Annotated in this window: 23 protein-coding genes and 3 tRNA genes; 15 read left to right on the forward strand and 11 right to left on the reverse strand. The window is 72.5% G+C overall.

Annotated features, from left to right (window positions below; translation table 11 throughout):
* Positions 1–2 precede the first annotated feature (2 nt).
* On the reverse strand, positions 3–1,286 hold the full coding sequence (locus ABZ738_RS13385; RefSeq protein WP_357213015.1) for a hypothetical protein: 1,284 nt from the start codon (positions 1,284–1,286) through the stop codon (positions 3–5).
* A 168-nt stretch (positions 1,287–1,454) separates the two neighbouring features.
* Between ABZ738_RS13385 and ABZ738_RS13390 the strand changes: the two genes are divergently transcribed.
* The 4 genes from ABZ738_RS13390 (at position 1,455) to ABZ738_RS13405 (ending at position 3,069) form a co-directional block, all read left to right on the forward strand.
* Positions 1,455–2,258 (forward strand): fumarylacetoacetate hydrolase family protein, encoded by an 804-nt coding sequence (locus ABZ738_RS13390; RefSeq protein WP_131057754.1) that lies wholly within the window; start codon positions 1,455–1,457, stop codon positions 2,256–2,258.
* A gap of 96 nt (positions 2,259–2,354) precedes the next feature.
* Positions 2,355–2,426 (forward strand) — tRNA-Gln (locus tag ABZ738_RS13395).
* 137 nt (positions 2,427–2,563) lie between these two features.
* Positions 2,564–2,636, forward strand: a tRNA-Glu gene (locus ABZ738_RS13400).
* Between the two features lie 357 nt (positions 2,637–2,993).
* Positions 2,994–3,069: transfer RNA gene (locus tag ABZ738_RS13405), tRNA-Glu, on the forward strand.
* A 211-nt stretch (positions 3,070–3,280) separates the two neighbouring features.
* On the opposite strand, the gene ABZ738_RS13410 is transcribed toward ABZ738_RS13405, so the two are convergent.
* On the reverse strand, positions 3,281–3,967 hold the full coding sequence (locus ABZ738_RS13410; protein ID WP_091084913.1) for an IclR family transcriptional regulator: 687 nt from the start codon (positions 3,965–3,967) through the stop codon (positions 3,281–3,283).
* A gap of 49 nt (positions 3,968–4,016) precedes the next feature.
* Between ABZ738_RS13410 and leuC the strand changes: the two genes are divergently transcribed.
* The 4 genes from leuC (at position 4,017) to ABZ738_RS13430 (ending at position 9,002) form a co-directional block, all read left to right on the forward strand.
* Positions 4,017–5,462 carry a 3-isopropylmalate dehydratase large subunit gene (gene leuC, locus ABZ738_RS13415; protein ID WP_176092940.1) on the forward strand — a complete coding sequence of 482 codons (1,446 nt, stop codon included), beginning with the start codon at positions 4,017–4,019 and terminating at the stop codon, positions 5,460–5,462.
* A 16-nt stretch (positions 5,463–5,478) separates the two neighbouring features.
* Complete coding sequence (gene leuD, locus ABZ738_RS13420; protein ID WP_131054512.1) at positions 5,479–6,066, forward strand: 3-isopropylmalate dehydratase small subunit; 588 nt, start codon at positions 5,479–5,481, stop codon at positions 6,064–6,066.
* Between the two features lie 172 nt (positions 6,067–6,238).
* A complete protein-coding gene (locus tag ABZ738_RS13425) occupies positions 6,239–6,895 on the forward strand; it encodes an HU family DNA-binding protein (RefSeq protein ID WP_176092941.1) in 657 nt (218 codons plus the stop codon).
* A gap of 157 nt (positions 6,896–7,052) precedes the next feature.
* Positions 7,053–9,002, forward strand: coding sequence for an endonuclease/exonuclease/phosphatase family protein (locus tag ABZ738_RS13430; protein ID WP_357213020.1), 1,950 nt, complete (start codon positions 7,053–7,055; stop codon positions 9,000–9,002).
* Between the two features lie 12 nt (positions 9,003–9,014).
* Here ABZ738_RS13430 and ABZ738_RS13435 read toward each other — a convergent pair whose 3' ends face one another.
* The 4 genes from ABZ738_RS13435 to cofC are packed head-to-tail and all read right to left on the reverse strand — an operon-like array spanning position 9,015 to position 13,151.
* Entirely contained in the window at positions 9,015–9,893 is an 879-nt protein-coding gene (locus ABZ738_RS13435) for an NUDIX hydrolase (RefSeq protein WP_357213023.1), read from the reverse strand.
* Between the two features lie 53 nt (positions 9,894–9,946).
* Complete coding sequence (locus ABZ738_RS13440) at positions 9,947–12,241, reverse strand: RNA degradosome polyphosphate kinase (RefSeq protein ID WP_357213026.1); 2,295 nt, start codon at positions 12,239–12,241, stop codon at positions 9,947–9,949.
* Between the two features lie 54 nt (positions 12,242–12,295).
* Positions 12,296–12,493 carry a cold-shock protein gene (locus ABZ738_RS13445; protein WP_176092943.1) on the reverse strand — a complete coding sequence of 66 codons (198 nt, stop codon included), beginning with the start codon at positions 12,491–12,493 and terminating at the stop codon, positions 12,296–12,298.
* Positions 12,494–12,521: 28 nt separating this feature from the next.
* Positions 12,522–13,151, reverse strand: coding sequence for a 2-phospho-L-lactate guanylyltransferase (cofC, locus tag ABZ738_RS13450; RefSeq protein WP_357213029.1), 630 nt, complete (start codon positions 13,149–13,151; stop codon positions 12,522–12,524).
* A 129-nt stretch (positions 13,152–13,280) separates the two neighbouring features.
* Here cofC and ABZ738_RS13455 point away from each other — a divergent pair, with 129 nt between their 5' ends.
* The 5 genes from ABZ738_RS13455 to ABZ738_RS13475 all read left to right on the forward strand — a co-directional run bounded on the left by ABZ738_RS13455 (position 13,281) and on the right by ABZ738_RS13475 (position 18,241).
* Entirely contained in the window at positions 13,281–14,012 is a 732-nt protein-coding gene (locus ABZ738_RS13455) for a lysophospholipid acyltransferase family protein (RefSeq protein ID WP_131053798.1), read from the forward strand.
* 126 nt (positions 14,013–14,138) lie between these two features.
* The gene (locus ABZ738_RS13460) at positions 14,139–15,137 is read left to right on the forward strand and encodes an NAD(P)H-dependent glycerol-3-phosphate dehydrogenase (protein WP_176092945.1); all 999 of its coding nucleotides are present in this window, start codon (positions 14,139–14,141) and stop codon (positions 15,135–15,137) included.
* A 14-nt stretch (positions 15,138–15,151) separates the two neighbouring features.
* Positions 15,152–16,300 (forward strand): cystathionine gamma-lyase, encoded by a 1,149-nt coding sequence (locus ABZ738_RS13465; protein ID WP_357213315.1) that lies wholly within the window; start codon positions 15,152–15,154, stop codon positions 16,298–16,300.
* The gene (locus ABZ738_RS13470; RefSeq protein ID WP_357213034.1) at positions 16,300–17,151 is read left to right on the forward strand and encodes a putative protein N(5)-glutamine methyltransferase; all 852 of its coding nucleotides are present in this window, start codon (positions 16,300–16,302) and stop codon (positions 17,149–17,151) included. The genes ABZ738_RS13465 and ABZ738_RS13470 overlap by 1 nt, the downstream gene beginning before the upstream one ends.
* 37 nt (positions 17,152–17,188) lie before the next feature.
* Positions 17,189–18,241, forward strand: coding sequence for an ROK family protein (locus ABZ738_RS13475; RefSeq protein WP_131053801.1), 1,053 nt, complete (start codon positions 17,189–17,191; stop codon positions 18,239–18,241).
* 37 nt (positions 18,242–18,278) lie between these two features.
* Here the strand turns inward: ABZ738_RS13475 and ABZ738_RS13480 are convergent, their stop codons facing one another.
* The 3 genes from ABZ738_RS13480 to ABZ738_RS13490 all read right to left on the reverse strand — a co-directional run bounded on the left by ABZ738_RS13480 (position 18,279) and on the right by ABZ738_RS13490 (position 20,076).
* Positions 18,279–18,863, reverse strand: coding sequence for a hypothetical protein (locus tag ABZ738_RS13480; RefSeq protein ID WP_357213039.1), 585 nt, complete (start codon positions 18,861–18,863; stop codon positions 18,279–18,281).
* 162 nt (positions 18,864–19,025) lie between these two features.
* Positions 19,026–19,226 (reverse strand): DUF397 domain-containing protein, encoded by a 201-nt coding sequence (locus ABZ738_RS13485; protein ID WP_131053803.1) that lies wholly within the window; start codon positions 19,224–19,226, stop codon positions 19,026–19,028.
* 4 nt (positions 19,227–19,230) lie between these two features.
* Positions 19,231–20,076, reverse strand: a complete 846-nt coding sequence (locus ABZ738_RS13490; RefSeq protein WP_357213043.1) for a helix-turn-helix transcriptional regulator — start codon at positions 20,074–20,076, stop codon at positions 19,231–19,233.
* A gap of 275 nt (positions 20,077–20,351) precedes the next feature.
* On the opposite strand from ABZ738_RS13490, the gene ABZ738_RS13495 reads away from it, so the two are divergent.
* Together ABZ738_RS13495 and ABZ738_RS13500 are read left to right on the forward strand one after the other, a co-directional pair.
* Positions 20,352–20,588, forward strand: a complete 237-nt coding sequence (locus ABZ738_RS13495; protein ID WP_131053805.1) for a hypothetical protein — start codon at positions 20,352–20,354, stop codon at positions 20,586–20,588.
* Between the two features lie 157 nt (positions 20,589–20,745).
* Positions 20,746–21,852: a D-alanine--D-alanine ligase family protein gene (locus ABZ738_RS13500; RefSeq protein ID WP_131053806.1), complete on the forward strand. Its 1,107-nt coding sequence runs from the start codon at positions 20,746–20,748 to the stop codon at positions 21,850–21,852.
* A 54-nt stretch (positions 21,853–21,906) separates the two neighbouring features.
* Here the strand turns inward: ABZ738_RS13500 and ABZ738_RS13505 are convergent, their stop codons facing one another.
* On the reverse strand, positions 21,907–22,527 hold the full coding sequence (locus ABZ738_RS13505) for a DUF3515 domain-containing protein (RefSeq protein WP_131053807.1): 621 nt from the start codon (positions 22,525–22,527) through the stop codon (positions 21,907–21,909).
* Positions 22,528–22,761: an Lrp/AsnC ligand binding domain-containing protein gene (locus ABZ738_RS13510; protein ID WP_088646044.1), complete on the reverse strand. Its 234-nt coding sequence runs from the start codon at positions 22,759–22,761 to the stop codon at positions 22,528–22,530.
* Between the last annotated feature and the right edge of the window lie 50 nt (positions 22,762–22,811).

The raw sequence follows: 22,811 nt of genomic DNA on the forward strand, positions 1-22,811 counted from the left end.
GGTCAGGGCACGTCCACCCGCACGCCGGCGGAGAAGACACCGCTGCGCAGTTCCAGGTGCCGGGGCGCCTGCGCGCCGTCGACGGTGAAGACCAACGGCAGCACCGTACGACTGCCCGCCGCCACCGGTTCGGCGAAGACGTCCCGCCCCCGGTTGGCCCGCCGGGTGGCCTGCTCGTCGGTGGTCACCCAGTTGCCGTCCGCCAGGTACGCCCGCTGCAACTTGCCGTGCCAGCTCTGGTGCTCCGGCGTGACGTTGCGCACCCCCACGGTCGCCTGGCACTTCCGGGCGCCGCCGCCCGGCTCGCAGGCCATCCGGTAGACGGTGAACTCGAACGAGTCCTCGCGTAGCGGCACGCCCAACCCGCCACTGATGCCGGTGCCCTTCCACGCGCCGCTGGTCGGCTGACTGTCGGTGTCGATCGCGGCGACGCGCCGGGTGGCGGTCCACGCGGCCACGCCGATCGTGACGAGGAGCACCGTCGCGGCCACCGGCACCACCAGCCACACCGGTGGCGTACGACGACGGGCCGGGGGCCGGGGCGCGGCCGGGCGCGGGTAGACCGTCCCCCGTCCCTCCGAGGCCAGCGCGGCGGCGACCGGTCGCGTGCGTCGACGCCAGGTGACGAAGCCGATGAGGCCGATCACCAGCACCGCGACCGCACCGGCCAGCAGCGCGGGCGCCTGGTGCCGCCAGCCCGACTCCGCCGCACCGGCCGCCGGTGCGTCCGGCGACGTCCAGGTGGCCGACGCACAGTCGTACGGCTGCTGGTCGTCGGTGCCGAAGGCGCAGGCGGGTGTGGTCAGCGGCGCTTGCGTGGAGGCGGCGGCCAGCGTGGTGTCCAGCGTCCGGGCGCTGCGGGGCGGCAGGCTCAGGCGCCAGGTCACCTCGGTCGCCGCCGACCCGTCGGGGCGTACCTCCCGGCCGCCGCCGCTGATCGTCGTCGCCGTGGCACCCTGGGGCAGCTCCTGGCGCACCGTGGTGGAGACCGGCGCGTCGCCCCGGTTGCGGACCTCGATGCGGTAGCCGGGCGCGGCGGTGTTCTGCGGTCTCACCGCCACGCTGATCTCCGGCTTGGCCGCCGGTGGGGCGACCCGGGTCGGAGTGGGCACCGCCGGCGGGGCCGACGGCATGGTGGGCTCCGGCGTGGCGGCTGCCGCGTGCGGCCGACCGGGCGCCGGGGCGTCCGGAGCGGTTGCCGCCGGTAGGACCGGCAGCGCCGTCAGCAGACCGACGCAGTGCACGATCGCCGCGAGCTTCCTGTGGTGTCGTGTCGATGCAGGCATACGAACGAACCTCCGCAGCCGACGCTAGGGGCGCGCGCACGTCGTGCGGGTACGAAGCGGCGAATCCGGCCCCGACGCTGATCATCGCGGGTAGGCTGTGCCGCCCCCGAGGCGACCGGACCGGATCGGCGGTGCTGGTCCGGTCTGCGACCGGACTAGATTGACCTGGTGCGTATCGCTCGTTTCGCTCATGCCAAGGGAATGTCGTTCGGGGTCGTCGAGGGGGAGCCGGAGGCGGGCCCGCAGGGGCTGACCGTCGCCGAGATCACCGGACACCCGTTCGGCCAGATCACGTTCAGCGGCGTCCGGTGGGCGCTGTCCGACGTCCGCCTGCTCTCCCCGATCCTGCCCAGCAAGGTGGTCTGTGTCGGCCGCAACTACGCCGAGCACGCCGCCGAGCACGGCAACGAGGTACCGAAGGAGCCGCTGCTCTTCCTCAAGCCCTCCACCTCCGTCATCGGCCCCCGGGACGCGATCCGCCTGCCCGAGTTCAGCAAGCAGGTCGAGCACGAGGCGGAACTGGCCGTGGTGATCGGGGCACCGGGCGCCCGTCGCGCCGACCGGGCCGCCGCCGAACGGGCGATCTTCGGCTACACCTGCGCCAACGACGTCACCGCCCGGGACCTCCAGCGGTCCGACAGCCAGTGGACCCGGGCCAAGGGGTTCGACTCCTTCTGCCCGATCGGTCCGTGGATCACCACCGGGCTCGACGTCACCGACCTGGAGATCCGCTGCGAGGTGGGACGCGACCCGGAGGAGATGGAGGTCCGGCAGCTCGGCCGTACCCGGGACATGGTCTTCGACGTGCCGGCCCTGGTGTCGTACGTCTCGCACGTGATGACGCTGCTGCCGGGCGACATCGTCCTGACCGGCACCCCGGCGGGGGTTAGCCCGATCACGGAGGGGGATACGGTGGCCGTCCGGATCCAGGGGATCGGTGAGTTGACCAACCCTGTCGTGTCCGCGACCTGACCGCCGTTTACGCAGCTCAAGGGCGGTTTGGGGAAGTTGATTTGGCCCGTCGGTGCCGGGAGGGTAGAGTTTGCTCCCGGCACCGCAAGGGGCCAATGGGGTATGGGGTAATTGGCAGCCCAACTGATTCTGGTTCAGTTAGTCTAGGTTCGAGTCCTGGTACCCCAGCGCAACCGCGATTCGCACGAATCGAGGTCGCTGGATTCTGGTGGAGTTCAGCACCGATGTTCCCGCAGGGGACCCGGTCACGAATTCTGGTAGAGTTTGGCGGCACCACCGCGAGGTGGTGTCGCACAGTGTGTTCTGGCCCCGTCGTCTAGCGGCCCAGGACGCCGCCCTCTCAAGGCGGTAGCGCCGGTTCGAATCCGGTCGGGGCTACAACAGATTCAGGTAACGGCTCGTCCCGCTCCGCGGGTCGGGCCGTTTCGCTATGTGCTGCCGTCCTGCGCCGCGTACCGGCCATCCCGCATGCCGGCCTTCTGCATGCCGGCCATCCTGTGTGCTGGCCCGCTGCCGTGCCGCCATCCTGCGTGCTGGCTCCCCGCGTGCCAGCCTTGGGGGCGGGGGCGACTGACTGCTGGCCCCCCGCCCGGCCCGGTGTCGGCTCACCCGATCGGGTGACATCGCCCCCGGCCTGGCCCGACGGCGGCGTCCCACCCCAGATTCCGTCGTCGAGAGGGACGCCGCTAGACTACTGCCGCACCGCCCGCGAGGGTGGTGAACCAGGAAAGTCTTGGCCCCGTCGTCTAGCGGCCCAGGACGCCGCCCTCTCAAGGCGGTAGCGCCGGTTCGAATCCGGTCGGGGCTACCACACCGAAGCCCGTCTCGCCCCGTGCGAGGCGGGCTTCTCCCGTGCCACCCCACCATCCGCACGTCCACCCCGCCCACGCCACCCTCAGGTCGACCCTTCGGCGAGTTGACCAAGAAGTTCGCGTCAGGATCCGCCCCTCCCGAAGGTGCAAACTTCTTGATCAACCGGGGCGGGGGCGGGGGGAGGGGAGAGGGGGTGGGGGTGGGAGGGGTTAGAGGCCGGAGAGGCGTTGGCCGGCGCGGACGACGGCCATGGCGTGGCGTTCGCCGGGGCGGCGGCCGAGACGCTCGATGGGGCCGGAGATGCTGATCGCCGCGATGACCCGGCCGGTGCGGTCCCGGATCGGTGCGGAGACACTCGCCACACCGGCCTCGCGTTCGGCGACGCTCTGCGCCCAGCCCCGGCGGCGTACCTCGGCGAGGGTGCGGCCGGTGAACTTGGACCGCGGTAGCAGTGGCATCACCGCCTCGGGCGGCTCCCAGGCGAGCAGGATCTGCGCCGCCGAACCGGCCACCATCGGCAGCACCGACCCCACCGGGACGGTGTCCCGCAGCCCGCTGGCGCGCTCGGCGGCGGCCACGCAGATCCGTTCGTCCGCCCGGCGCAGGTAGAGCTGTGCGCTCTCGCCGGTGGCGTCGCGCAGGGCGGCCAGCAGTGGCTCGGCGGCGGTCAGCAGCACGTCCGGTGCGGCGTTCGCCAGTTCGCCCAGGCGTGGCCCGGGACGCCAGCGGCCCTGGGTGTCCCGGACCAGCATCCGGTGGATCTCCAGCGCCTGTGCCAGCCGGTGCGCGGTGGCCCGGGGCAGCTTGGTGCGTTCAACGAGTTCGGCCAGGCTGGCGCCGTCGACACAGGCGGCCAGGATGACCACCGCCTTGTCGAGAACGCCGACACCGCTCATACTGTGTCCCACAAGCCGAAATTTACCTCCCAGAATTTAGGATGTCCAGATGGTGGGAGTCACTCCTGAGCCGAGGACCCTGGCCGAGAAGGTCTGGGACGCGCACGTGGTCCGATCCGCCGATGGTGAGCCCGATCTGCTCTTCATCGACCTGCACCTGCTGCACGAGGTGACCAGCCCGCAGGCCTTCGACGGGCTGCGGCTCGCCGGCCGGCAGGTGCGCCGTACCGACCTCACGCTCGCGACCGAGGATCACAACACCCCGACCGGGTACGCCGATCCCTCGTTCCGGCAGCGCCGTGGTGACCTGCTCACCATCGCCGACCCCACCTCCCGGACGCAGATCGAGACGCTGCGCCGCAACTGCGCCGAGTTCGGCGTGAAGCTGCACCCGCTGGGCGACGAGAACCAGGGCATCGTGCACGTCATCGGGCCGCAGCTCGGGCTCACCCAGCCCGGCATGACGATCGTCTGCGGCGACTCGCACACCGCCACCCACGGCGCGTTCGGTGCGTTGGCGTTCGGCATCGGCACCAGTGAGGTCGAACACGTCCTGGCCACCCAGACGCTGCCGCAGGGCCGCCCCAAGACGATGGCGGTCACCGTCAACGGCCAGCTCCGTCCCGGTGTCACCGCCAAGGACCTGGTCCTCGCGCTGATCACGAAGGTGGGCACCGGCGGCGGGCGCGGGCACATCGTGGAGTACCGGGGCGAGGCGATCCGGGCGTTGTCGATGGAAGGCCGGATGACCATCGCCAACATGTCCATCGAGTGGGGCGCCAAGGCCGGCATGATCGCGCCGGACGAGACCACCTTCGCGTACCTGAAGGGGCGGCCGAACGCGCCGGCCGGCGCGGACTGGGACGCCGCGGTCGCGTACTGGCGGACGCTGCCCACCGACGAGGGCGCGACGTTCGACGCCGAGGTGACGCTGGACGCCGCCGAGATCACGCCGTTCGTCACCTGGGGCACCAACCCGGGTCAGGGTGCGCCGCTGGGCGCGGCGGTGCCGAACCCGGACGACTTCGGCACCGAGCCCGAGCGGGCCGCGGCCCGTCGTGCCCTGGAGTACATGGACCTGCGGCCCGGTACGCCGCTGCGGGACCTCTCGGTGGACGTGGTCTTCGTCGGCTCCTGCACCAACGGCCGGCTGGAGGACCTGCGGGCCGCCGCCGACGTGCTGCGCGGCCACCAGGTCGCCGACGGCGTACGCATGCTGGTGGTGCCGGGCTCCGCCGCGGTACGCGAGGCCGCCGAGTCCGAGGGGCTGGACAAGGTCTTCACCGACGCGGGCGCCGAGTGGCGTTTCGCCGGCTGCTCGATGTGCCTGGGCATGAACCCGGACACGCTCTCCCCGGGTCAGCGGTCCGCCTCCACCTCCAACCGGAACTTCGAGGGCCGGCAGGGCCGGGGTGGGCGTACCCACCTGGTGAGCCCGCCGGTCGCCGCCGCCACCGCCGTGGCCGGCCGGCTGGCCGCCCCCGCCGACCTGTAGAGAAGGGCTGCGACAGATGGACAAGTTCACCGTGCACACCGGCACCGCCGTGCCGCTGCGTCGGTCCGACGTGGACACGGATCAGATCATCCCGGCGGTGTACCTCAAGCGGGTGACCCGTACCGGATTCGCCGACGGGTTGTTCAGCGCGTGGCGGGAGGACCCGGGATTCGTCCTCAACGATGAATCATATTCGGGTGCCTCGATTCTGGTGGCCGGTCCGGAGTTCGGCACCGGGTCGTCGCGGGAGCACGCCGTGTGGGCGTTGCGCGACTTCGGCTTCCAGGTGGTGATCTCGCCGCGCTTCGGTGACATCTTCCGGGGCAACGCCCTCAAGGAGGGTCTGCTGCCGGTCGAGTTGGAATTGAAAGCCGTCGAGGAGATCTGGGCCCTGGTGGAGTCCGACCCGAAGGCCGCCATCACCGTCGACCTCGCCGCTCGGCAGGTCCAGGCGGGCGGATCCACGTGGTCGTTCCCCCTCGACGACTTCAGCCGCTGGCGGCTGATGGAGGGCTTGGACGACATTGGACTCACCCTTCGCCACGAGTCGCAGATCAGTGCTTTCGAGGGCACCCGACCCCCCTTCCTGCCCCGCGTCGCCTAGCCGTTCACCCGGCTTCGTCGCCGATTTCGCCCCCACCGGTGCCACCGGTGGGGGCGAATCCGTTACGACACAAGGGCTTTTTTCCACCGAATGTTTGTGTCCGGGCAGCACAGGGCATACCGTGCGCGCAGAATGGCTCGCGTCGAGTCAGTTGCACAATCAGGAGGAAGTAGTGAACAAGGCCGAGCTCATCGAGGCGCTCGCCGTTCGCCTGGGGGACCGGAAAACGGCGACGGCCGCGCTCGACGCGGTCCTCGCTGAGGTCCAGGCGGCGGTCACCAAGGGCGAGAAGGTGGCGATCACCGGATTCGGGGCGTTCGAGAAGCGCGTACGGGGCGCGCGAACAGCCCGCAACCCGCGTACCGGGGAGGCGGTGAAGGTCAAGAAGACCTCGGTGCCGACCTTCCGTCCGGGCGCCGGGTTCAAGGAGATGGTGGCCAACGGCAAGGTGCCGAAGGCCACGGCGGCGGCGAAGAAGACCGCCGCGGCCACCGCCAAGACCACCGGTGCGAAGGCGACCGGTGCGAAGGCGACGGGTGCGAAGGCGACCGCTGCCAAGAAGACGACCACGGCGAAGGCCACCGCGGCAAAGAAGACGACCGCCACGAAGACCACGGCGGCGGCGAAGAAGACGACCGCGGCCAAGGCGACCAAGACCACCGCCGCGGCCAAGAAGGCGACCGCCACGAAGACGACCGCCACGAAGAAGGCCGCCCCGGCGAAGAAGACCGCCACGGCGTCCAAGGCCACCGCGGCCAAGAAGACCGCGACGGCCAAGAAGGCACCGGCGAAGAAGGCGCCGGCCAGGAAGAGCGCGACCCGGCGCTGAGCCGGTCGTACGACGAGGGCGTCCGCCGCACGGCGGGCGCCCTCGCCATGTCCGTCGGGTCCGCGCACCGAGGTGCGAGTCCGGTATCCGACGGGCGTTGACGGGGCGGGGTACGACGCCCAGAATCGCCGGACCACCCCTCGGCGAAAGAGGAACCGTGCTGCGTCACCGCCATCTCGGTACCGCCACCCTGGCCCTCGGTCTCGTCGTCCTGACCGACGTGCTGCGGGTCTTCCTGCCGTCGGTCATCACCATCTTCGGGCAGGCCGCGTCGACCCCGGCCGAGCTGCTCGGGGCGTTCGCCCTCGGCTGGTTCGTGCTGGCGCTCGCCGCACCGCCGCTCGTCCGGCTGGTCGGCGGCCACGTCGTCGGCGTGGTCGCCGTGGCGTTGCTGGGCGTCGCCCGGCTCGCCCTCACCGCCGGCCCCGGCGGGTACGCGCAGCTCTGGCTGGCTGGCGCCGGTCTGCTCGCCGGTCTGGTGTGGCTCGCCGCGACGGCGGCCCGGGGCGAGCGCGCGGTACCCGGACTGGCGCTCGGACTGGCCGCCGCCGCGCTCGGGCACGTGCTGGTCGGCACGTACGACCTGGTCTGGCGGGGGAGTTGGGTGGCGTGGGCGGCCAGCGGTGTGATGGTGGTGGCGCTGCTCGCCGGTGAGGTCCTGCTCGCCCGCCGTCCCGGCACGTCCACGCCGGTGCCGCACGGCCGGGCGTGGTTGCTCGTCGGTCCGGCGCTGCTGCTGGGCGGCATGGTGGCGCTGTCACCGGCGGTGGTGGGCACCGCGACGTCCTACTGGTTCGGCGCGGCGGGCACCGCCTCGACACCGCTGTTCGCGTTCGCGCCGCTCGGGGTGGCGCTCGCGGTGTTCCTGCTCGCCGCCCTGACTCCGTCCCGGCCGCGCGCCCGGCCGGTGTGGCCGGGGCTGCTGCTGGCCGGGACGCTGCTGTTCGGGTACGGCCCGCCGTCGCTGCTGACCGTCGCCGTCCTGCTCGGCGCCGCCGGTCTGGGCGGCTGCCTGGCGCTGGCCGACGGTACCGCCGTGCCGTCGGCGCGGGCCGCGACCCGCCGGGGGTACGCGGCGGTGGGTGGCATGCTCGTCTTCGCGGTCGTCTCGGTGCTCTACTACGCCGCCTACGACCTGGGCTATCCCAACGGGTGGCTACCAGCCCTGGTGGCCGCGCTGACCGGCCTGATCGCGTTGCAGGGCGGTTCGCGGCCCCGCCCGGACACCGCACCGACCACCGAGGAGTTCGTCGCTCCAGCGGCTGCTCCGGCCGTCGCGGGGTCCACCACGTACGGTCGGCTGCCCACGGTGCCGATCGCCGTGCTCGCCGCACTGACCGCCTTCGCCGCCGCGGTGGTACACGAGCCGTGGCCGGTGGCGACCAATCGGCCGGGCCCGCCGGAGCAGGTACGCGTGGTGGCCTACAACATCCGGATGGGCTTCGGCATGGACGGCCGGTTCGACCTGCCCGCGTTGGAACGGGCGGTGCGGGGGGCCGACGTGGTGGCGCTCAGCGAGGTGGACCGGGGCTGGCTGCTCAACGGCGGCCACGACACCCTGCACCTGCTCTCGGACCGCCTGGGCCTGCCCTACGTCTTCGCGCCGGCCGCCGACGCGCTCTGGGGCGACGCGGTGCTCAGCCGGTGGCCGGTGGACCGGGCCCGGACCCGCGTGCTGCCCGCCGTGGGCGCACCCACCGGCGCGCAGGCGCTCGGCGTCACCGTGGACTTCAGCGAGGGCGTACGCCTGGCCGTGGTGAGCACGCACCTGCAACCGCCGCCCGGCGCGGATCCGGTGGTGCAGGCCCGTGCCGTCGCCGAGTTCGCCACCGGGTACGCCGACGGTCTGCCGCTGGTGGTCGCCGGTGACTTCAACACCGAGCCGGGCGACCCGGCGTTCGCCGCGTTCACCGGCGCCGGTCTGGTCGACGCGTTCGCCGCCGCCCGCCCGCTGGCGACCAGCCCGGCCGACGACCCGCGTCAGCAGATCGACCACGTCTTCGTCTCACCCGACCTGGTCGCCTCGGACGCCGTCGCGACACCCGGCACCGCCAGCGACCACCTGCCGGTCGCGGTCACCCTCACCCTGCCCGGCGGTGCGGGCTGACGTCGGAGCGGGTCAGAGCCGGTCGGCGGCGACGAGGCGGTCGGCGCTGAAGGCGAGCAGCCAGCCCGTGCCCTTGTCGGTGTCGTAGTCGCCGTCCTGCCCGGCCAGACGTTCCAGCGCACCCGGGATCACCTTGCCCTGGCTGCACACCGCCGTACGTTCGCCGGCGGCGGCCAGCGCGGCCATCCGTGCCGCCGCGGCGAGGACCTGTTCGTCGGGCTGCTGGCCGGCGAGGGGCTCGTCCAGTTCGCCGCTGATCTCGATCGGCAGGTCCAGCGTCGCGGCGGCCGGGTCCAGGGTCTGTACGCAGCGGCGCGGTGACGCCGACAGCAGCCGGCTCGGCCAGGTCAGCGCGATCAGCGGCGCCAAGGTGCGTGCCTGCGACCAGCCCCGGTCGTCCAACGGTCGGGCCGTGTCCGGGCCGGACCAGGTCAACCGCTTGCCGGCGTTGCCGTGCCGGACCAGCACCGTGGTGGCGGTGACCCGGGGCAGGGCGGCGAACGCGGCCAGGATCTCCGCGTCGTGCGGATAGCTGACCAGCGCCACCGCGTCGTCCACGTCGAGCCAACGCACCGCGTCGACCTCGGTGCCCGGCTGGAAGCCGCCGGTGCCCATCGCCCGCATGGACCAGTAGTCGACCTCCTTGAGCCGACCCTCGCTGCGGTACCGCACCGAGGGCAGGCGCACCTCGGGCGCGGCCCGTGCGTCGGCCTCCTCGGCGACCTCCCGGACGGCTGCCGCCAGTGGATGCTCGCCCGGCTCCAGCTTGCCCTTGGGGAGTGTCCAGTCGCCGTACCGGGGGCGGTGCACCAGACAGACCTGGACGTCGTCGTAGGGTCCGGGCCGCCACACCACGCCGCCGGCCGCCCGGATCTCGATCACGTCGGTCATCCGGTCCGTCGCCGTTCCTCCTCGATCATCCGCTCAGCCTATGCCGGTGCCGCTCACCCGGCGGTGCTGCCGACGCGACGCAGCAACATCTGCTGGAGGTGGGCCGGTGGCGTGTCGGTCGCGCCGGTACGCCGGGTCCAGCTCCCGTCGGCGGCCAACTCGAACGCGTCGGTGTCGGGGCTCATCGCGGCGGCGAGCACCTGGTCCAGTTCGGCCCGAGCCACCGGGTCGCTGACCTGCACCAGTGCCTCGACCCGCCGGTCCAGGTTGCGGTGCATCAGGTCGGCGGAGCCGATCCAGAACTCGGCGTCGCCGTTGTTGCCGAACCGGAAGACCCGGGAGTGTTCCAGGAACCGGCCGAGGATCGAACGGACCCGGATGTTCTCCGACAGTCCCGGTACGCCGGGTCGCAAGGTACACATGCCCCGGATGATGAGGTCGACGTGGACGCCGGCCTGGGAGGCCCGGTACAACGCGTCGGTGATCTCCTCGTCGACCAGCGAGTTCACCTTGAACTGCACGAGTCCCGGCATGCCCAGCCGGACGTGGGCGATCTCCCGCTCGATGCGTTCGACCAGGCCGCTGCGGATGCCCTGCGGCGCCACGAGCAGCCGCCGGTACGCGGTCTGCCGGCTGTAGCCGGTCAGCACGTTGAAGAGGTCGGTCAGGTCGGCCCCGATCTCCGGGTCGGCGGTGAGCATGCCGAAGTCCTCGTAGAGCCGGGCCGTCTTCGGGTGGTAGTTGCCGGTGCCGATGTGGCAGTAGCGCCGGATCTGGTTGCCCTCCTGGCGTACCACCAACGCGGTCTTGCAGTGCGTCTTGAGACCGACCAGGCCGTAGACCACGTGACAGCCGGCCCGCTCCAGGGTGCGGGCCCAACCGATGTTCGCCACCTCGTCGAAACGCGCCTTCAACTCGACCAGCACCACCACCTGCTTGCCGGCGGCGGCGGCGTCGACGAGCGCGTCCACGATCGGTGAGTCGCCGCTGGTGCGGTAGAGCGTCTGCTTGATGGCGAGCACGTTCGGATCGGCGGCGGCCTGCTCCACGAAGCGCTGCACGCTGGTGGCGAAGGAGTGGTACGGGTGGTGCACCAGCACGTCCCCGTCGCGCAGGGTGGCGAAGACGCTGCGCGGCACCTCGCCCTCGGCGAGCCGGGGATGGGTGGCCGGCACGAACGGCGGGTCCTTGAGGTCGGGCCGGTCGGCCTCGCCGTACAACTGCTGGAGCGCGGAGAGGTCGAGCAGCCCCCGGACCCGCAGCACGTCCTGGGCGTCCATGTCCAGTTCCCGGACGAGCAGCTCCAGCATGTGGTCGGAGATCGAGGCGGCCACCTCCAGCCGCACCGGCGGGCCGAAGCGACGCCGGGCCAGTTCCCGTTCCAGCGCCTGGAGCAGGTCCTCGTCGCGGTCCTCGTCCACCTCCACCTCGGCGTTGCGGGTGACCCGGAACAGGTGGCACTCCACCACCTGCATGCCGGAGAAGAGCTGGCCGAGGTGCACCGAGATGACGTCCTCGACCGGCACCATCCGCACGCCGGGCTGGTCCCGGTCGACGCGGACGAACCGGGGCACGTTGTTCGGCACCTTCACCCGGGCGAACAACTCGGGCCCGCCGTCCGGGTCGCGGACCGACACGGCCAGGTTCAACGACCGGCCGGAGATGTACGGGAACGGGTGGGCCGGGTCGACCGCGAGCGGGGTGAGCACCGGGAAGATCTGCTCGCGGAAGTAGGCGCGCAGCCGGTCCCGCTCGACGTCGCCCAGGTCGGACCAGCGCAGGATCCGGATGTCCTCGTCGGCCAGCTTGGGCAGCACGTCGTCGACGAAGCAGGTGGCGTGCCGGGTGACCAGCGTGGCGGCCTTTCCGGCGACGAGCGCCAACTGGGTACGCAGCGGCATGCCGTCACCTCCGCGCACCGGCAGGCCGGCGGAGAGCCGGCGCTTGAGCCCGGCCACCCGGACCATGTAGAACTCGTCGAGGTTGCTGGCGAAGATGGCCAGGAACTTCGCCCGTTCCAGCAGCGGGGTGCGCGGGTCCTCGGCCAGCGCCAGGACCCGGGCGTTGAAGTCGAGCCAGGACAGCTCCCGGTTGAGGAACCGATCCTCCGGCAGCGGCCGGAGCGGTGGTGGCTCGTTGTCGGAGGCGTCCGGTGCGCCCGGCTCGGACACCGGGTCGAGAACCTCCTCCAGGCCGGTGGAGGCGGCGGCCGGGTCGGTGCCGGCCAGCTCGGTCATCGGCCGGGTACGGCGGAAGCGCCCGTCGGATCCCCGGGAGCGACCTTCGTCGCGGCTGGTGTGGTCGTCGGTGCCGGCGGGACTGGCGTTGCTTTCGCGAGGGGTGCTCACCTGCTCATAATCACCCGACTCGGGTTAACGCAAAATGAACTTCCGCTGGGTACGTCAGGACATCGTCGGCAGGGTCACGCGGATCACGTCCCCGGCGGCGTCGGTGTCGACGCGTACCCGCTGGCCGAGCCGGAGCAGCCGCAGCCCGGAGGCGTCGAAGGCACGGGCCGGGAAGGACAGCTCGGTGCCGTCGTCGAGCAGCAGCAGCCCGCTGCGGGTCGCCGCGTCGAAGGTCGCCACCGTGCCCTGCATGCCCAGCACCGTACACCGGTGGGGGAGCTCAGCCGGTGAGGCAGCCGGCGGCCAGTCGCGCGGTGCGCGGCCCGAGCCCGAGCCGGGCCGCGGCGGCCAGGTCGTCCGGGGTGTCCACGTCGCGGCGCAGGCTGGGCCAGTCACCGTCGAGCGGGCGGGCGCCGCTCGCCGCGTGCGCCGCGGCCGAGCCGGGCCCGAAGCGCGGCCCGAGGGGTACGCCGGCCGGCGCGGTCAGCAGCACGGTCCCGGTGCCCGGCGTGTCGGCCACGAAGCAGCGGACGCCGGGCGGAGCGTCCCGCGCCGCCCGGAGCGCGGCCGCCAGCTCGGCCGGACGTAGCGCCGGAAGGTCGGCGGTGATCCCGGCCACTGGGCCGGGCACCTGGGCCGCGCCGTGCCGGAAGGCGCCGTTGAGTCCGGCGTCCGCGACGTCCGCGAGCCACCGCGCGGCAGCCGCCGAGGCCTCGGCCCGGACCCGGACGTCGTCGGTGACCACGAGCACCCCGCCCACCTCGGGACAGGCCCGCACCGCGTCGAGGGTGTCGGCCACGAGCGCCAGCGCCAGCTCCTCGTGGGGTACGCCGGGCAGCCCGCCACGCAGCCGCGACTTCGCGGCGACCAGGCGTTTGACCGGCACCACCACGGTCCAGGGCTGACTCACACCTGTCATCCTGCCAGCCCGGCGGCGGTACCCTCACTGGCCGTACCAGGGGCGAACAGGCATGATTTCGGCTGCGGGCGTCACCGGAGGTCTCCGGTGGGCGGGTCGGGGTGGGCACGAGGAGGCACGGTGGGTCGGCGCAGGCTGGGATTCTGGCAGAGGTTCGCCGTGGTGCTGGTCAAGCCGGCGATGACCGTCTGGACCCGGCGTACCTGGCGGGGCATGGAGCACCTGCCGCAGGACGGCCCGGTGATCATCGTGGCGAACCACATCTCGCACGCCGACCCGCTGGTGTCGGCGCACTTCGTCTACGACGCCGGCCGGTGGCCGCAGTTCCTCGGCAAGGCGAGCGTCTTCAAGGTCCCGGTGGTCGGCTGGATCCTGCACCGGTGCCGCCAGATCCCGGTGGAGCGCGGCTCGGTCGACGCGGTCAAGTCCCTGGAAGCCCTGGTCAAAGCACTGAACGAGGGCGATGCGGTGATCATCTATCCAGAGGGCACCACCAGCCGGGAACCGGACCTGTGGCCGATGAAGGGCAAGACCGGCGCGGCCCGGCTGGCGTTGACCACCGGTGCCCCGGTCGTGCCGGTGGCGATGTGGGGGCCGGAGAAGATCTTCGACCCCCGGCGGGGCAGGCTCAACCCGCGCCCCCGCATCCCGGTGAGCGTGGTGGCCGGGCCGCCGGTCGACCTGAGCCGCTGGGCCGGCGCCACGCCGAGCCGGCAGGTGCTGGAGGAGATGACCGACGTGATCATGCTGCGGGTGCGGGACCTGCTCGCCGAGATCCGGGGCGGCACACCTCCGCCGCTGTGGCAGCGCACCTCCCGCGCCAACGCCGACCGCCCCGAGGCGACGGCATGAGCGAGCGTCAGATTCGTGGCGGCGCGCAGCGAAGCGGAGTGGCGGCATGAGCGAGCGTCAGCGAGTGAATCGTCAGCGCGGTGCGGTGGTGCCTCGTGGCGGCGCGCAGCGAAGCGGAGTGGCGGCATGAGCGGACATGTGGCGGTGCTGGGAGCCGGGTCGTGGGGGACGGCGTTCGCCAAGATCCTCGGCGACGCCGGCCGGGACGTCACGATCTGGGCGCGGCGGCAGTCCATCGCCGACGTCCTGCGGGACGAGCGGTGCAATCCGGAGTACCTGCCGGGGGTGGTGCTGCCGCCGCGCGTCACCGGCACCGGTGACGCCGCCGAGGCGATCGAGGGCGCCGAGATGGTGGTGCTGGCGGTGCCGTCGCAGACGCTGCGCGGCAACCTCGCCGAGTGGGTCGGTCACCTGCACCCCGACGCCACCCTGGTGTCGTTGATGAAGGGCATCGAGCTCGGCACCACCAAGCGGATGAGCGAGGTCATCGTGGAGACCGCCGGGGTGGCGGCGGATCGCGTGGTGGTGGTCTCCGGACCCAACCTGGCCCCGGAGATCGCGGCCGAGCAGCCGGCTGCCACCGTGGTCGCCGGCACCGACGCCGACCGCGCCGCGCTGGTGCAGCGCTCCATCACCACGCCGTACTTCCGCCCGTACACCAACGACGACGTGATCGGCTGTGAGCTGGGCGGGGCGGTGAAGAACGTGATCGCCCTGTCGTACGGCATCGCCACCGCGATGGGGTTCGGTCACAACACCCGCGCGATGCTGGTCACCCGGGGACTGGCCGAGACGGCCCGGCTCGGGGTGGCCCTCGGTGCCGACCCGCTCACCTTCGCCGGTCTGGCCGGCATGGGCGACCTGGTCGCCTCCTGCTCGTCCCCGTCGGCCCGCAACCGCACCTTCGGTGAGCACCTGGGTCGGGGCGCGACGCTGGAGGAGGCGCGGGTGGCCACCCGGCAGACCGCCGAGGGCGTCAAGAGCGCGCTGGCGATCCGGGACCTGGCCCGCGCGCACGGGGTGGAGATGCCGATCACCGAGCAGGTCGAGCTGGTCTGCCACGAGGGCGTCGACCCGCGGCGTGCGGTCCGGGCGCTGATGAGCCGCACCACCAAGCCGGAGTGAGCAGCGTGGACGAGATGCGCTTCCGTTCCCCCGAGGAGCACGCCCGGACGCCCGGTTCCGCCGGTGACGGCACCCGGTGCGTACACGCGGGTCTGCCCGAGCCGACGCCCGGCGCGCCCTTCCTGCCCGGTCCGGTCTTCGCCGCGCCGTACCACCTGGATGCCCGACAGGGACCGGCGGCGGCGCCGAACGGTTACGGGCGGCCGGACAACCCGACCCGCCGGCTCCTGGAGGCGGCGATCGGCGAGCTGGAGGGTGGCGACTGCCGGGTCTTCGCCAGTGGCCAGGCGGCGATCACCGGCCTGCTGCTGGCGGTGCTGCGGGCCGGTGACACGGTGGTGCTGCCCGCCGACGGCTACTTCCCGGTGCGCGCGTTCGCCACCGACACGCTGGCCGGCAACGGGGTCCGGGTGCTGTTCGCGCCGACCGTCGGGCCCTACCCGGACTTCACCGGGGTACGCCTGGTGCTGGTCGAGACGCCGGCCAACCCGGGGCTCGACGTGGTGGACCTGCCGGCCCTGGCCGAGCGGGTGCACGCGGCCGGTGCCCTGCTGGCGGTGGACAACACGACCGCGACGCCGCTCGGCCAGCGTCCGTTGGACCTCGGCGCGGACCTGGTGGTGGCCTCCGGCACCAAGGCGTTGACCGGGCACTCGGACCTGCTGCTCGGCTACCTCGCCACCCGGTCGACCGCACTGCTGGAGCAGGCCACCTCCTGGCGGACGGTCACCGGGTCGGTGCCCGGGGCGTTCGACGCCTGGCTGGCTCACCGGTCGCTGGCCACTCTCGACCTGCGTCTGGCCCGGCAGACGGCGAACGCGGAGGCGATCGCCCGGCTGCTCGTGGCCCGGCCCGACGTGTCGGGGGTGCGCTGGCCGGGCCTGCCGGACGACCCGGCGTACCCGGTGGCGTCGCGGCAACTGCGGCGGATGCCGGGTGTGCTCTCCTTCGACCTGGCCGACGCCGACCGGGTCGCCCGGTTCCTCGACGCGGCCCGGCTGGTCGGGGCGGCCACGTCCTTCGGCGGCCTGCACACCACCGCCGACCGGCGGGCGCAGTGGGGCGACGACACCGCGCCCGGCTTCGTCCGGCTCTCCTGTGGGGTGGAGGACACCGTCGACCTGGTCGCCGACGTCGCGGCCGCGTTGGACGCGGCGGCCTGATGGGGCCCGTCTCCCCGGCCGAGTTCGACGCCCTGGTGCGCCGGCTGCGGGAGGCGGGTTGTGTCTGGGCTGAGGACGAGAGCCGGTTGCTGGTGGAGGGCGCCGACAGTCCGGAGACACTGGCCGGTCTGGTCGACCGGCGGGTCGCCGGTGAGCCGTTGGAGTACGTGCTCGGCTGGGCGGAGTTCTGCGGTGAGCGGATCGACGTACGGCCGGGGGTCTTCGTGCCCCGGTCGCGTACCGCCCTGCTGGTCTCGGCCGCCGTGGCGGTGACCGGGCCGGCCGCGGCCGTGGTGGAACTCTGCTGCGGTTCCGGCGCGGTGACCCGGGTGTTGGCCGGTCGACTCACCGCGCCCCGGCTGGTGGCCGCGGTCGACCTGGACCCGGCGGCGGTGGCCTGCGCCCGACGGAACCTGGCCGACCTGGCGGTGCCGGTGCTCTGCGGTGACCTCTTCGCGCCGCTGCCGGCCGCCTGCCGGGGTGCCCTGGACCTGGTGGTGGCGAACGCCCCGTACGTGCCGACGGCGGCGATGCCGCTGCTGCCGCCCGAGTCCCGCCGGTACGAGGCGCCGGTGGCGCTGGACGGCGGTCCGGACGGCTTGGCGGTGCTGCGTCGGGTCGCCGCCACCGCGGGGGGATGGCTCGCGCCCGGCGGGCACCTGGTGGTGGAGGTCGGCGAGGACCAGGTGGACGAGCTGTGGGCGGTGTTGACGGAGGTCGGGCTGGTGCCGGAGGTGGTCCGCGACGGCGATCTGGGGGCCACCGCGATGACCGCCTGCCGGCCGGTCTGTGCCGGACATCGGGACGCGAACCGCCGCGTGGGCATGGCGGGCCGACGGACCGAGAACTAACCTCGCGTCAGGTTCGGACGGCGGGAGGCGGGTTCGGGTGGATGGCGCAGCGGTGCCGGTGGTCGTCGGGATCGACAACGGAGGTACGAGCAACAACACCACGGTCCTGACCCTCGACGGGCGGTTCCTGGTGGACGAGCTGGTGGAGACGCCCAGCGAGGTGCAGGCCGGGCCGGAGGCGGCGGTGGCGGCGATGGCGCGGGCTCTCGACGGCGTGCTGGCCCGCACGGGCGTGCCCCGCGAGCTGGTCCGGGCGGTCGGGCTGGACACGCCGGGTCCGGCCAGCGCCACCGGGGTGATCTCGTCGAAGGGCTCGACGAACTTCTCCCAGCCGGCCTGGCGCGGGTACGACGTGCGGGGCGCGTTGGAACGCCGGATCGGGCTGCCGGTGGTCTATCACAACGACGGCAACGCCGCCGCGCTCTACGCCCACCACGTGCACTTCGGGGCCGACGCGATGCGGCGGTCGTCGGTGTCGGCGATCGTCGGCACCGGACTGGGCGGCGGCGTGGTGGAGAACGGCCGGGTGGTGTCCGGCGCGGCCGGCATGGCCGGTGAGCTGGGGCACGTGCAGATCCCGCTGACGACCGTGCTGGCCCCGGAGCAGCCGGTGCCGACCTGCGCCTGCGGTTTCGCCGGTGACGTGGAGAGCGTGGCCTCGCTGACCGCGATCGGGCGCAACCTGCTGCCGTACTGGTTGACGCGCTACCCGGGGCATCCGCTGGCCGACGAGTCACCGGACCGGGCGGCCAAACTGGTGCGCGGGTACGGCGAGCGCGGCGACGACCTGGCCCGGGAGATCTTCGCGCAGCAGGCGCGGGCGCTCGGTGCGCTGTTCACCATCGCGGCGAACTTCACCGACCCGCACGCGTACTTCGTCGGCGGTGGCGTGGTGGAGACGGCCCCGGAGTTCCGTGACTGGTTCCTCGCGGCGGTCCGCGAGCACACCGCGCTCCGCACGGAGCAGGCCGCGCTGGCCACGTTCGCCCTGGTGCCGGAGCGCGACATGGCCGGTGCGAGGGGCGTCGCGCTCGCCGCGCTGGAGGCGGCCCGGGACCTGCCGGCACCGCTGCCGCTGGTCGGCGACTGACCCCGGTCGTCGGTGGGCGACCGACCGTGGTCGCCGGTCAGCCCAGTCGGACGTCCGTCAGGACCGGGAAGTCGTACCAGCTCACCGAGAAGGGCTCGGTGGGGGACGGCGAGACGGGGAAGACGCCCCACGTGTCGGTCGACTGCCCCGGGGCGACGGTGACCGCCTCGCCGGCCCGTTCGGCGGCGCACCAGGTGTCGGTGGGGCGTACGGTGCGGCCGTCGGCGAGCGTCAGCGCGGAGGAGTTCAGGTCGTCCTCGCGGCTCGGGCAGACCAACGGCCACGGCAGCGGCGAGTCGTTGCGGTAGCGGAAGGTGAGCCGCAGCGTGCCGTCGGAGGTCTCGGCGCCGGTCAGCGTGAGCCGGAACGACGACTCCTGGTAGATCTGGCGGTCGAGCCGGTACGTCTGCCGGTCGGTGCCCACCGGGGTCTGCGGGGCGTCGTCCGCGTCCCGGGCGGGGGTCCGGTCCCGGTCCGTCGCGTTATCCGGGCTCCGGTCCGATCCCGCCTCGACGGTCGGCGATCCCCGGTCGGCCAGGTAGTACCCGGCGAGGGAACCGACGATGGCGAGACTGGCCGTCGACGCGACGACGGCGATCAGGACGCCGTACTTTCTCTCCACACGGACCCCCGGGCTGCTGGGCGGCATCGTCGGCCGTGAAGGTAGCACCGTCGGGGTAGCGCGTCGGCACCCGAGCCGGGGCTGACCGGGCCGGCGGTGCCCTTACCGGCCCGGTCAGCGGTCCTGGGTGTGGTGGTACGGCTCAGGGAGTGCGGACCCGGTTCAGGGGGTCGGGGGCGACTGGGCGAAGGCGGTCCACGCGGCCGGCGGGAAGTGCAGCAGTGGACCGCTCGGGTCCTTGGAGTCGCGTACGGCCACCGTGCCGGGAACGACCGCCACCTCCACGCAGGCTCCCTCGTCGCCGCTGTGGCTGCTCTTGCGCCACCCGGCCACGGCCACCACGGTGTTGGTCGTCGGTGTCATCCTCTTACCGTCCCTTCAGGGTCTTCAGGAGTAGGTCACGGCTGTCCGCCGGGCTGAGCGCGACAGTCCGCAGGTGTTCCATGATCTTGGTGCAGGTGCGAAGGTCACCGGGCCGATCCAGGATCATCTGGCCGGCGACGGTCTCCACCGAGGCGATGATCGGGTCCTCCGGGTCGGCGAACTCGAGGATGTGCAACGACCCCCGGGTGCCCCGGTGGTAGCCGGCGGACAACGGGATCACCTGCACGGTGATGTTCGGCAGATCGCTCATCTTGAGCAGATGGTTGAGCTGCCCCTGCATGGCCGATTCGTCGCCGACGGGGCGCAGCAGCGCCGCCTCGTCGAGGATCGCGTCGAAGATCGGCGGATCCTGCTCGAAGACCCGCTGTTGCCGGTCGAGCCGCATGTGGACCCGCTCCTCGACGTCGTTGTCGCTGAGCGTGTGCGGACCGCCCCGCATCACCGCGCGGATGTAGTCGGCCGTCTGCAACAGACCCGGCATCACCGACGGCTCGAAGTTGGCGATGCCGGTGGCCTCGGCCTCCAACGCGATGAAGTCGATGGTGCGCCGGTCGAGCAGGTACGAGTACGAGACCCACCAGCCCGGCTTGCGCGCGTCCTTGGCCAGCGCGACGGCGGCGGCGACCTCCTCGGCCTTGACGCCGTAGAGGGTGAGCAGCGCCCGCACGGTGGCGGGGCTGACCAGTGTCTGCGCGTTCTCGTAGCGGGAGAGCGTGCTACGGGTGCTGTTGATCTCGTCCGCCGCGGCCTCCAACGTGAGGCCGGCGGCTTCCCGGTGGTGGCGCAGCGCGAGGCCCAACCGGCGAGCGCGAGCGGTCTTCGGTGCCATGCATCGATGGTCGCACGTATTTGGGACTCTGTACATGAGAGAACGTCGGTGAGAGTTGCATTCATGCCCATGGACCTGTCAGTCTGTTAGCGCGTCCTCACCGCCGGTTGTCGTGGCGACGGTGGTGGTGAGCGACCGGAGGGGATGGGGCGCGCGGCGGTCGGGTTATTCCCCCGTACCCGACCGCCGCGTGCCGCGCCAGTTGTCGGCCACCGGAAGGGAATCGACGTGCTAACTGGTCAGCGAGTGTGCGCCGAGCGCCTCGGCGGCCGGCAATGACGCGCTTCCTGGTGGTCCTGACCGACGTCCGTCCGTACGAGATGGACGGTCGCAACGAGCGCGTCGCCCCGGAGCGCCGACGTCAGGTCGTCGGTGCGAACAGCCGGGAGGCGGCGGACCGGATCGCCGGCGCGTTCATGGCCCTGGGCATGGTGCGCGCGGGCCGGCAGCGGGTCAAGGTGATCGCCATCGGCCGGCGGCACGCGTTCGGCGAGCGGGAACTGGTCGGTTGACCTGGTCGACATGCGCGACCAGTAACGCACCGTATATGACGCGTTGACCGAATGCGGCCATCCCGCGTTCCCGCCGGGTATCGGCCACCCGCTCCCGCCACGCACAGTAAGGTCATCCGGGAGAGCGCCAGCAGTGCGTCCCGGAAAGGTGACCGCAGTGACCACCCCAGGCAAGACCCGCGTGGCGATCGTCTTCGGCGGCCGTAGCCCGGAACACGGCATCTCCTGCGTCAGCGCCGGAAGCGTGCTCGCCGCACTCGACCCCGACGAGTTCGAGGTGGTGCCGGTCGGCATCACCCGGGCCGGGCAGTGGGTGCTGACCAACGGCGACCCGGCCCAGCTGGCGATCAGCGCGCGCCGGCTGCCCGAGATCACCGCCCAGTCCGGTGTGGACATCGTGCTGCGTGCCGACCCGACCGGCAGCGGCCTGCTGGTGCTCGACCCGGCCGAGGGGCCCCGCGCGCTGGCCGATGTGGACGTGGTCTTCCCGGTGCTGCACGGCTCCTACGGCGAGGACGGCACCATCCAGGGCATGCTGGAGATGGCCGGCATCCCGTACGTCGGGGCGAAGGTGTTCGCCTCGGCCGCCGCCATGGACAAGGAGTTCACCAAGAAGCTCTGCGCCGCCGAGGGCATCCCGGTCGGCCCGTACGCGGTGCTGCGCAGCGGGATGACGCTCAGCGAGGCGGAGAAGGAACGGCTCGGCCTGCCGGTCTTCGTCAAGCCCTCCCGGGCCGGGTCCTCGTTCGGCGTCAGCAAGGTCAACGACTGGGCCGACCTGGAGACGGCGATCGCCGCCGCCCGGCAGATCGACAACAAGGTCCTGGTCGAAGGCGCCATCGTCGGACGCGAGATCGAGTGCGGCGTGCTGGAGGGCGAGGCCGGCGGCATGCCCGAGGCGTCCGTACTCGCCGAGGTGCGGGTGGTCGGCGACTACGAGTTCTACGACTTCGAGGCCAAGTACATCGACGCGGAGTCCGCCTGCGAGTACGACCTTCCCGCCGACCTGCCCGACCGGGTCACCCGGCAGGTACGCGACTACGCCGTCCGCGCCTTCGAGGCGCTGGACTGCGCCGGCCTGGCCCGGGCCGACTTCTTCGTCACCCCGGAGCTGGAGGTCTACCTCAACGAGGTCAACACGATGCCCGGCTTCACGCCGACGTCGATGTTCCCCCGGATGTGGGCGGCGGCCGGCCTGGAGTACCCGAAGCTGATCGACCGGCTGATCCGGACCGCGCTCACCCGCGGACCCGGGCAGTACTGAGTCACCACCCCGACGCGGGCCCGCCACCGGGGCGGCCCGCCGTCGGCGGGTGGGTCAGGCGGTGCAGCCGGTGGGCTTCGAGTCGGCCGACGGGATCGACTCGACGATGGTCGCCGAGATCGGGGCGGCCCACTGCAACGCCTCGCCGTAGAAGTGCGGCACCCGCAGGGTCACCTCCGTCTCCCGGTCGACCGTGGTCAGCTCCGTCGCGTCCGGCCCCTCCTCCGCGAACCAGCAGACCGAGTTGACCAGGTAGAGGTGCGCGTCGCGGGCCACGGCGGGGCGATCGGCACCGCAGGCCACCGTCAACGCCGGATCACCGTACGCGGCGTTCTGCTCGGGACCGGCCGAGACCGGCCGTTGCGGCAGGTCGCGGACCGTCTCCGGCAACTGCGACAACAGGGCGCGACACACCACGGTCGGTCGTTCGGCCAGGTCCGGAGCGGCCATCTCGACCGGGGTGGTGGACCGGGGAGCAGCGGTGCTCGGTGACGCCGTGGGCGTGGCGGCCGGCTCACTCGACGGGAGGTTGGCCCAGGCGACGGCGCCCACCAGCAGCGCCACCGGCAACGCCACGGCGGTGGCGATCAGCGCGGCGGAGCGGTTCGTGCGGTCGGGCGCCTTCGCGCCCTCGGTGCGGTCGTCGTCGGTGGGCTTCCTGGTGGTCTCGTCCACTTACAGCCGCACCACCGAACAGGTCAGGGTGCGGGTGATGCCGGGCACCATCTGCACGTTGCTGACGATGAGCTTGCCGAGCTCATCGACGGTGTTGGCCTCGGTGAGCACGACCACGTCGTACGGCCCGGTGACGGCGTCGACCCGGACCACCCCGGCGAGATCCGCGATGAGACCGGCCACGTCACGTGCCCGACCGACCTCTGTCTGGATGAGGATGTACGCCTGTACCACGCTCGACCTCCCTCCGTCGCCGCCGTCAAGCGGCCCGAAGGGAGAAAGTA

The sequence above is a fragment of the Micromonospora sp. NPDC047793 genome (assembly GCF_040642635.1).
Classification (GTDB): domain Bacteria; phylum Actinomycetota; class Actinomycetes; order Mycobacteriales; family Micromonosporaceae; genus Micromonospora.

Excerpts from the sequence above, each read along its gene's own strand:
- ABZ738_RS13385 (WP_357213015.1), bottom strand. The coding sequence starts at position 1,286 with ATGCCTGCATCGACACGACACCACAGGAAGCTCGCGGCGATCGTGCAC.
- ABZ738_RS13410 (WP_091084913.1), bottom strand. The coding sequence starts at position 3,967 with ATGAGCGGTGTCGGCGTTCTCGACAAGGCGGTGGTCATCCTGGCCGCC.
- leuC (WP_176092940.1), top strand. The coding sequence starts at position 4,017 with ATGGTGGGAGTCACTCCTGAGCCGAGGACCCTGGCCGAGAAGGTCTGG.
- leuD (WP_131054512.1), top strand. The coding sequence starts at position 5,479 with ATGGACAAGTTCACCGTGCACACCGGCACCGCCGTGCCGCTGCGTCGG.
- ABZ738_RS13435 (WP_357213023.1), bottom strand. The coding sequence starts at position 9,893 with ATGACCGACGTGATCGAGATCCGGGCGGCCGGCGGCGTGGTGTGGCGG.
- ABZ738_RS13445 (WP_176092943.1), bottom strand. The coding sequence starts at position 12,493 with ATGCAGGGCACGGTGGCGACCTTCGACGCGGCGACCCGCAGCGGGCTG.
- ABZ738_RS13460 (WP_176092945.1), top strand. The coding sequence starts at position 14,139 with ATGAGCGGACATGTGGCGGTGCTGGGAGCCGGGTCGTGGGGGACGGCG.
- ABZ738_RS13465 (WP_357213315.1), top strand. The coding sequence starts at position 15,152 with ATGCGCTTCCGTTCCCCCGAGGAGCACGCCCGGACGCCCGGTTCCGCC.
- ABZ738_RS13470 (WP_357213034.1), top strand. The coding sequence starts at position 16,300 with ATGGGGCCCGTCTCCCCGGCCGAGTTCGACGCCCTGGTGCGCCGGCTG.
- ABZ738_RS13485 (WP_131053803.1), bottom strand. The coding sequence starts at position 19,226 with ATGACACCGACGACCAACACCGTGGTGGCCGTGGCCGGGTGGCGCAAG.
- ABZ738_RS13490 (WP_357213043.1), bottom strand. The coding sequence starts at position 20,076 with ATGGCACCGAAGACCGCTCGCGCTCGCCGGTTGGGCCTCGCGCTGCGC.
- ABZ738_RS13495 (WP_131053805.1), top strand. The coding sequence starts at position 20,352 with ATGACGCGCTTCCTGGTGGTCCTGACCGACGTCCGTCCGTACGAGATG.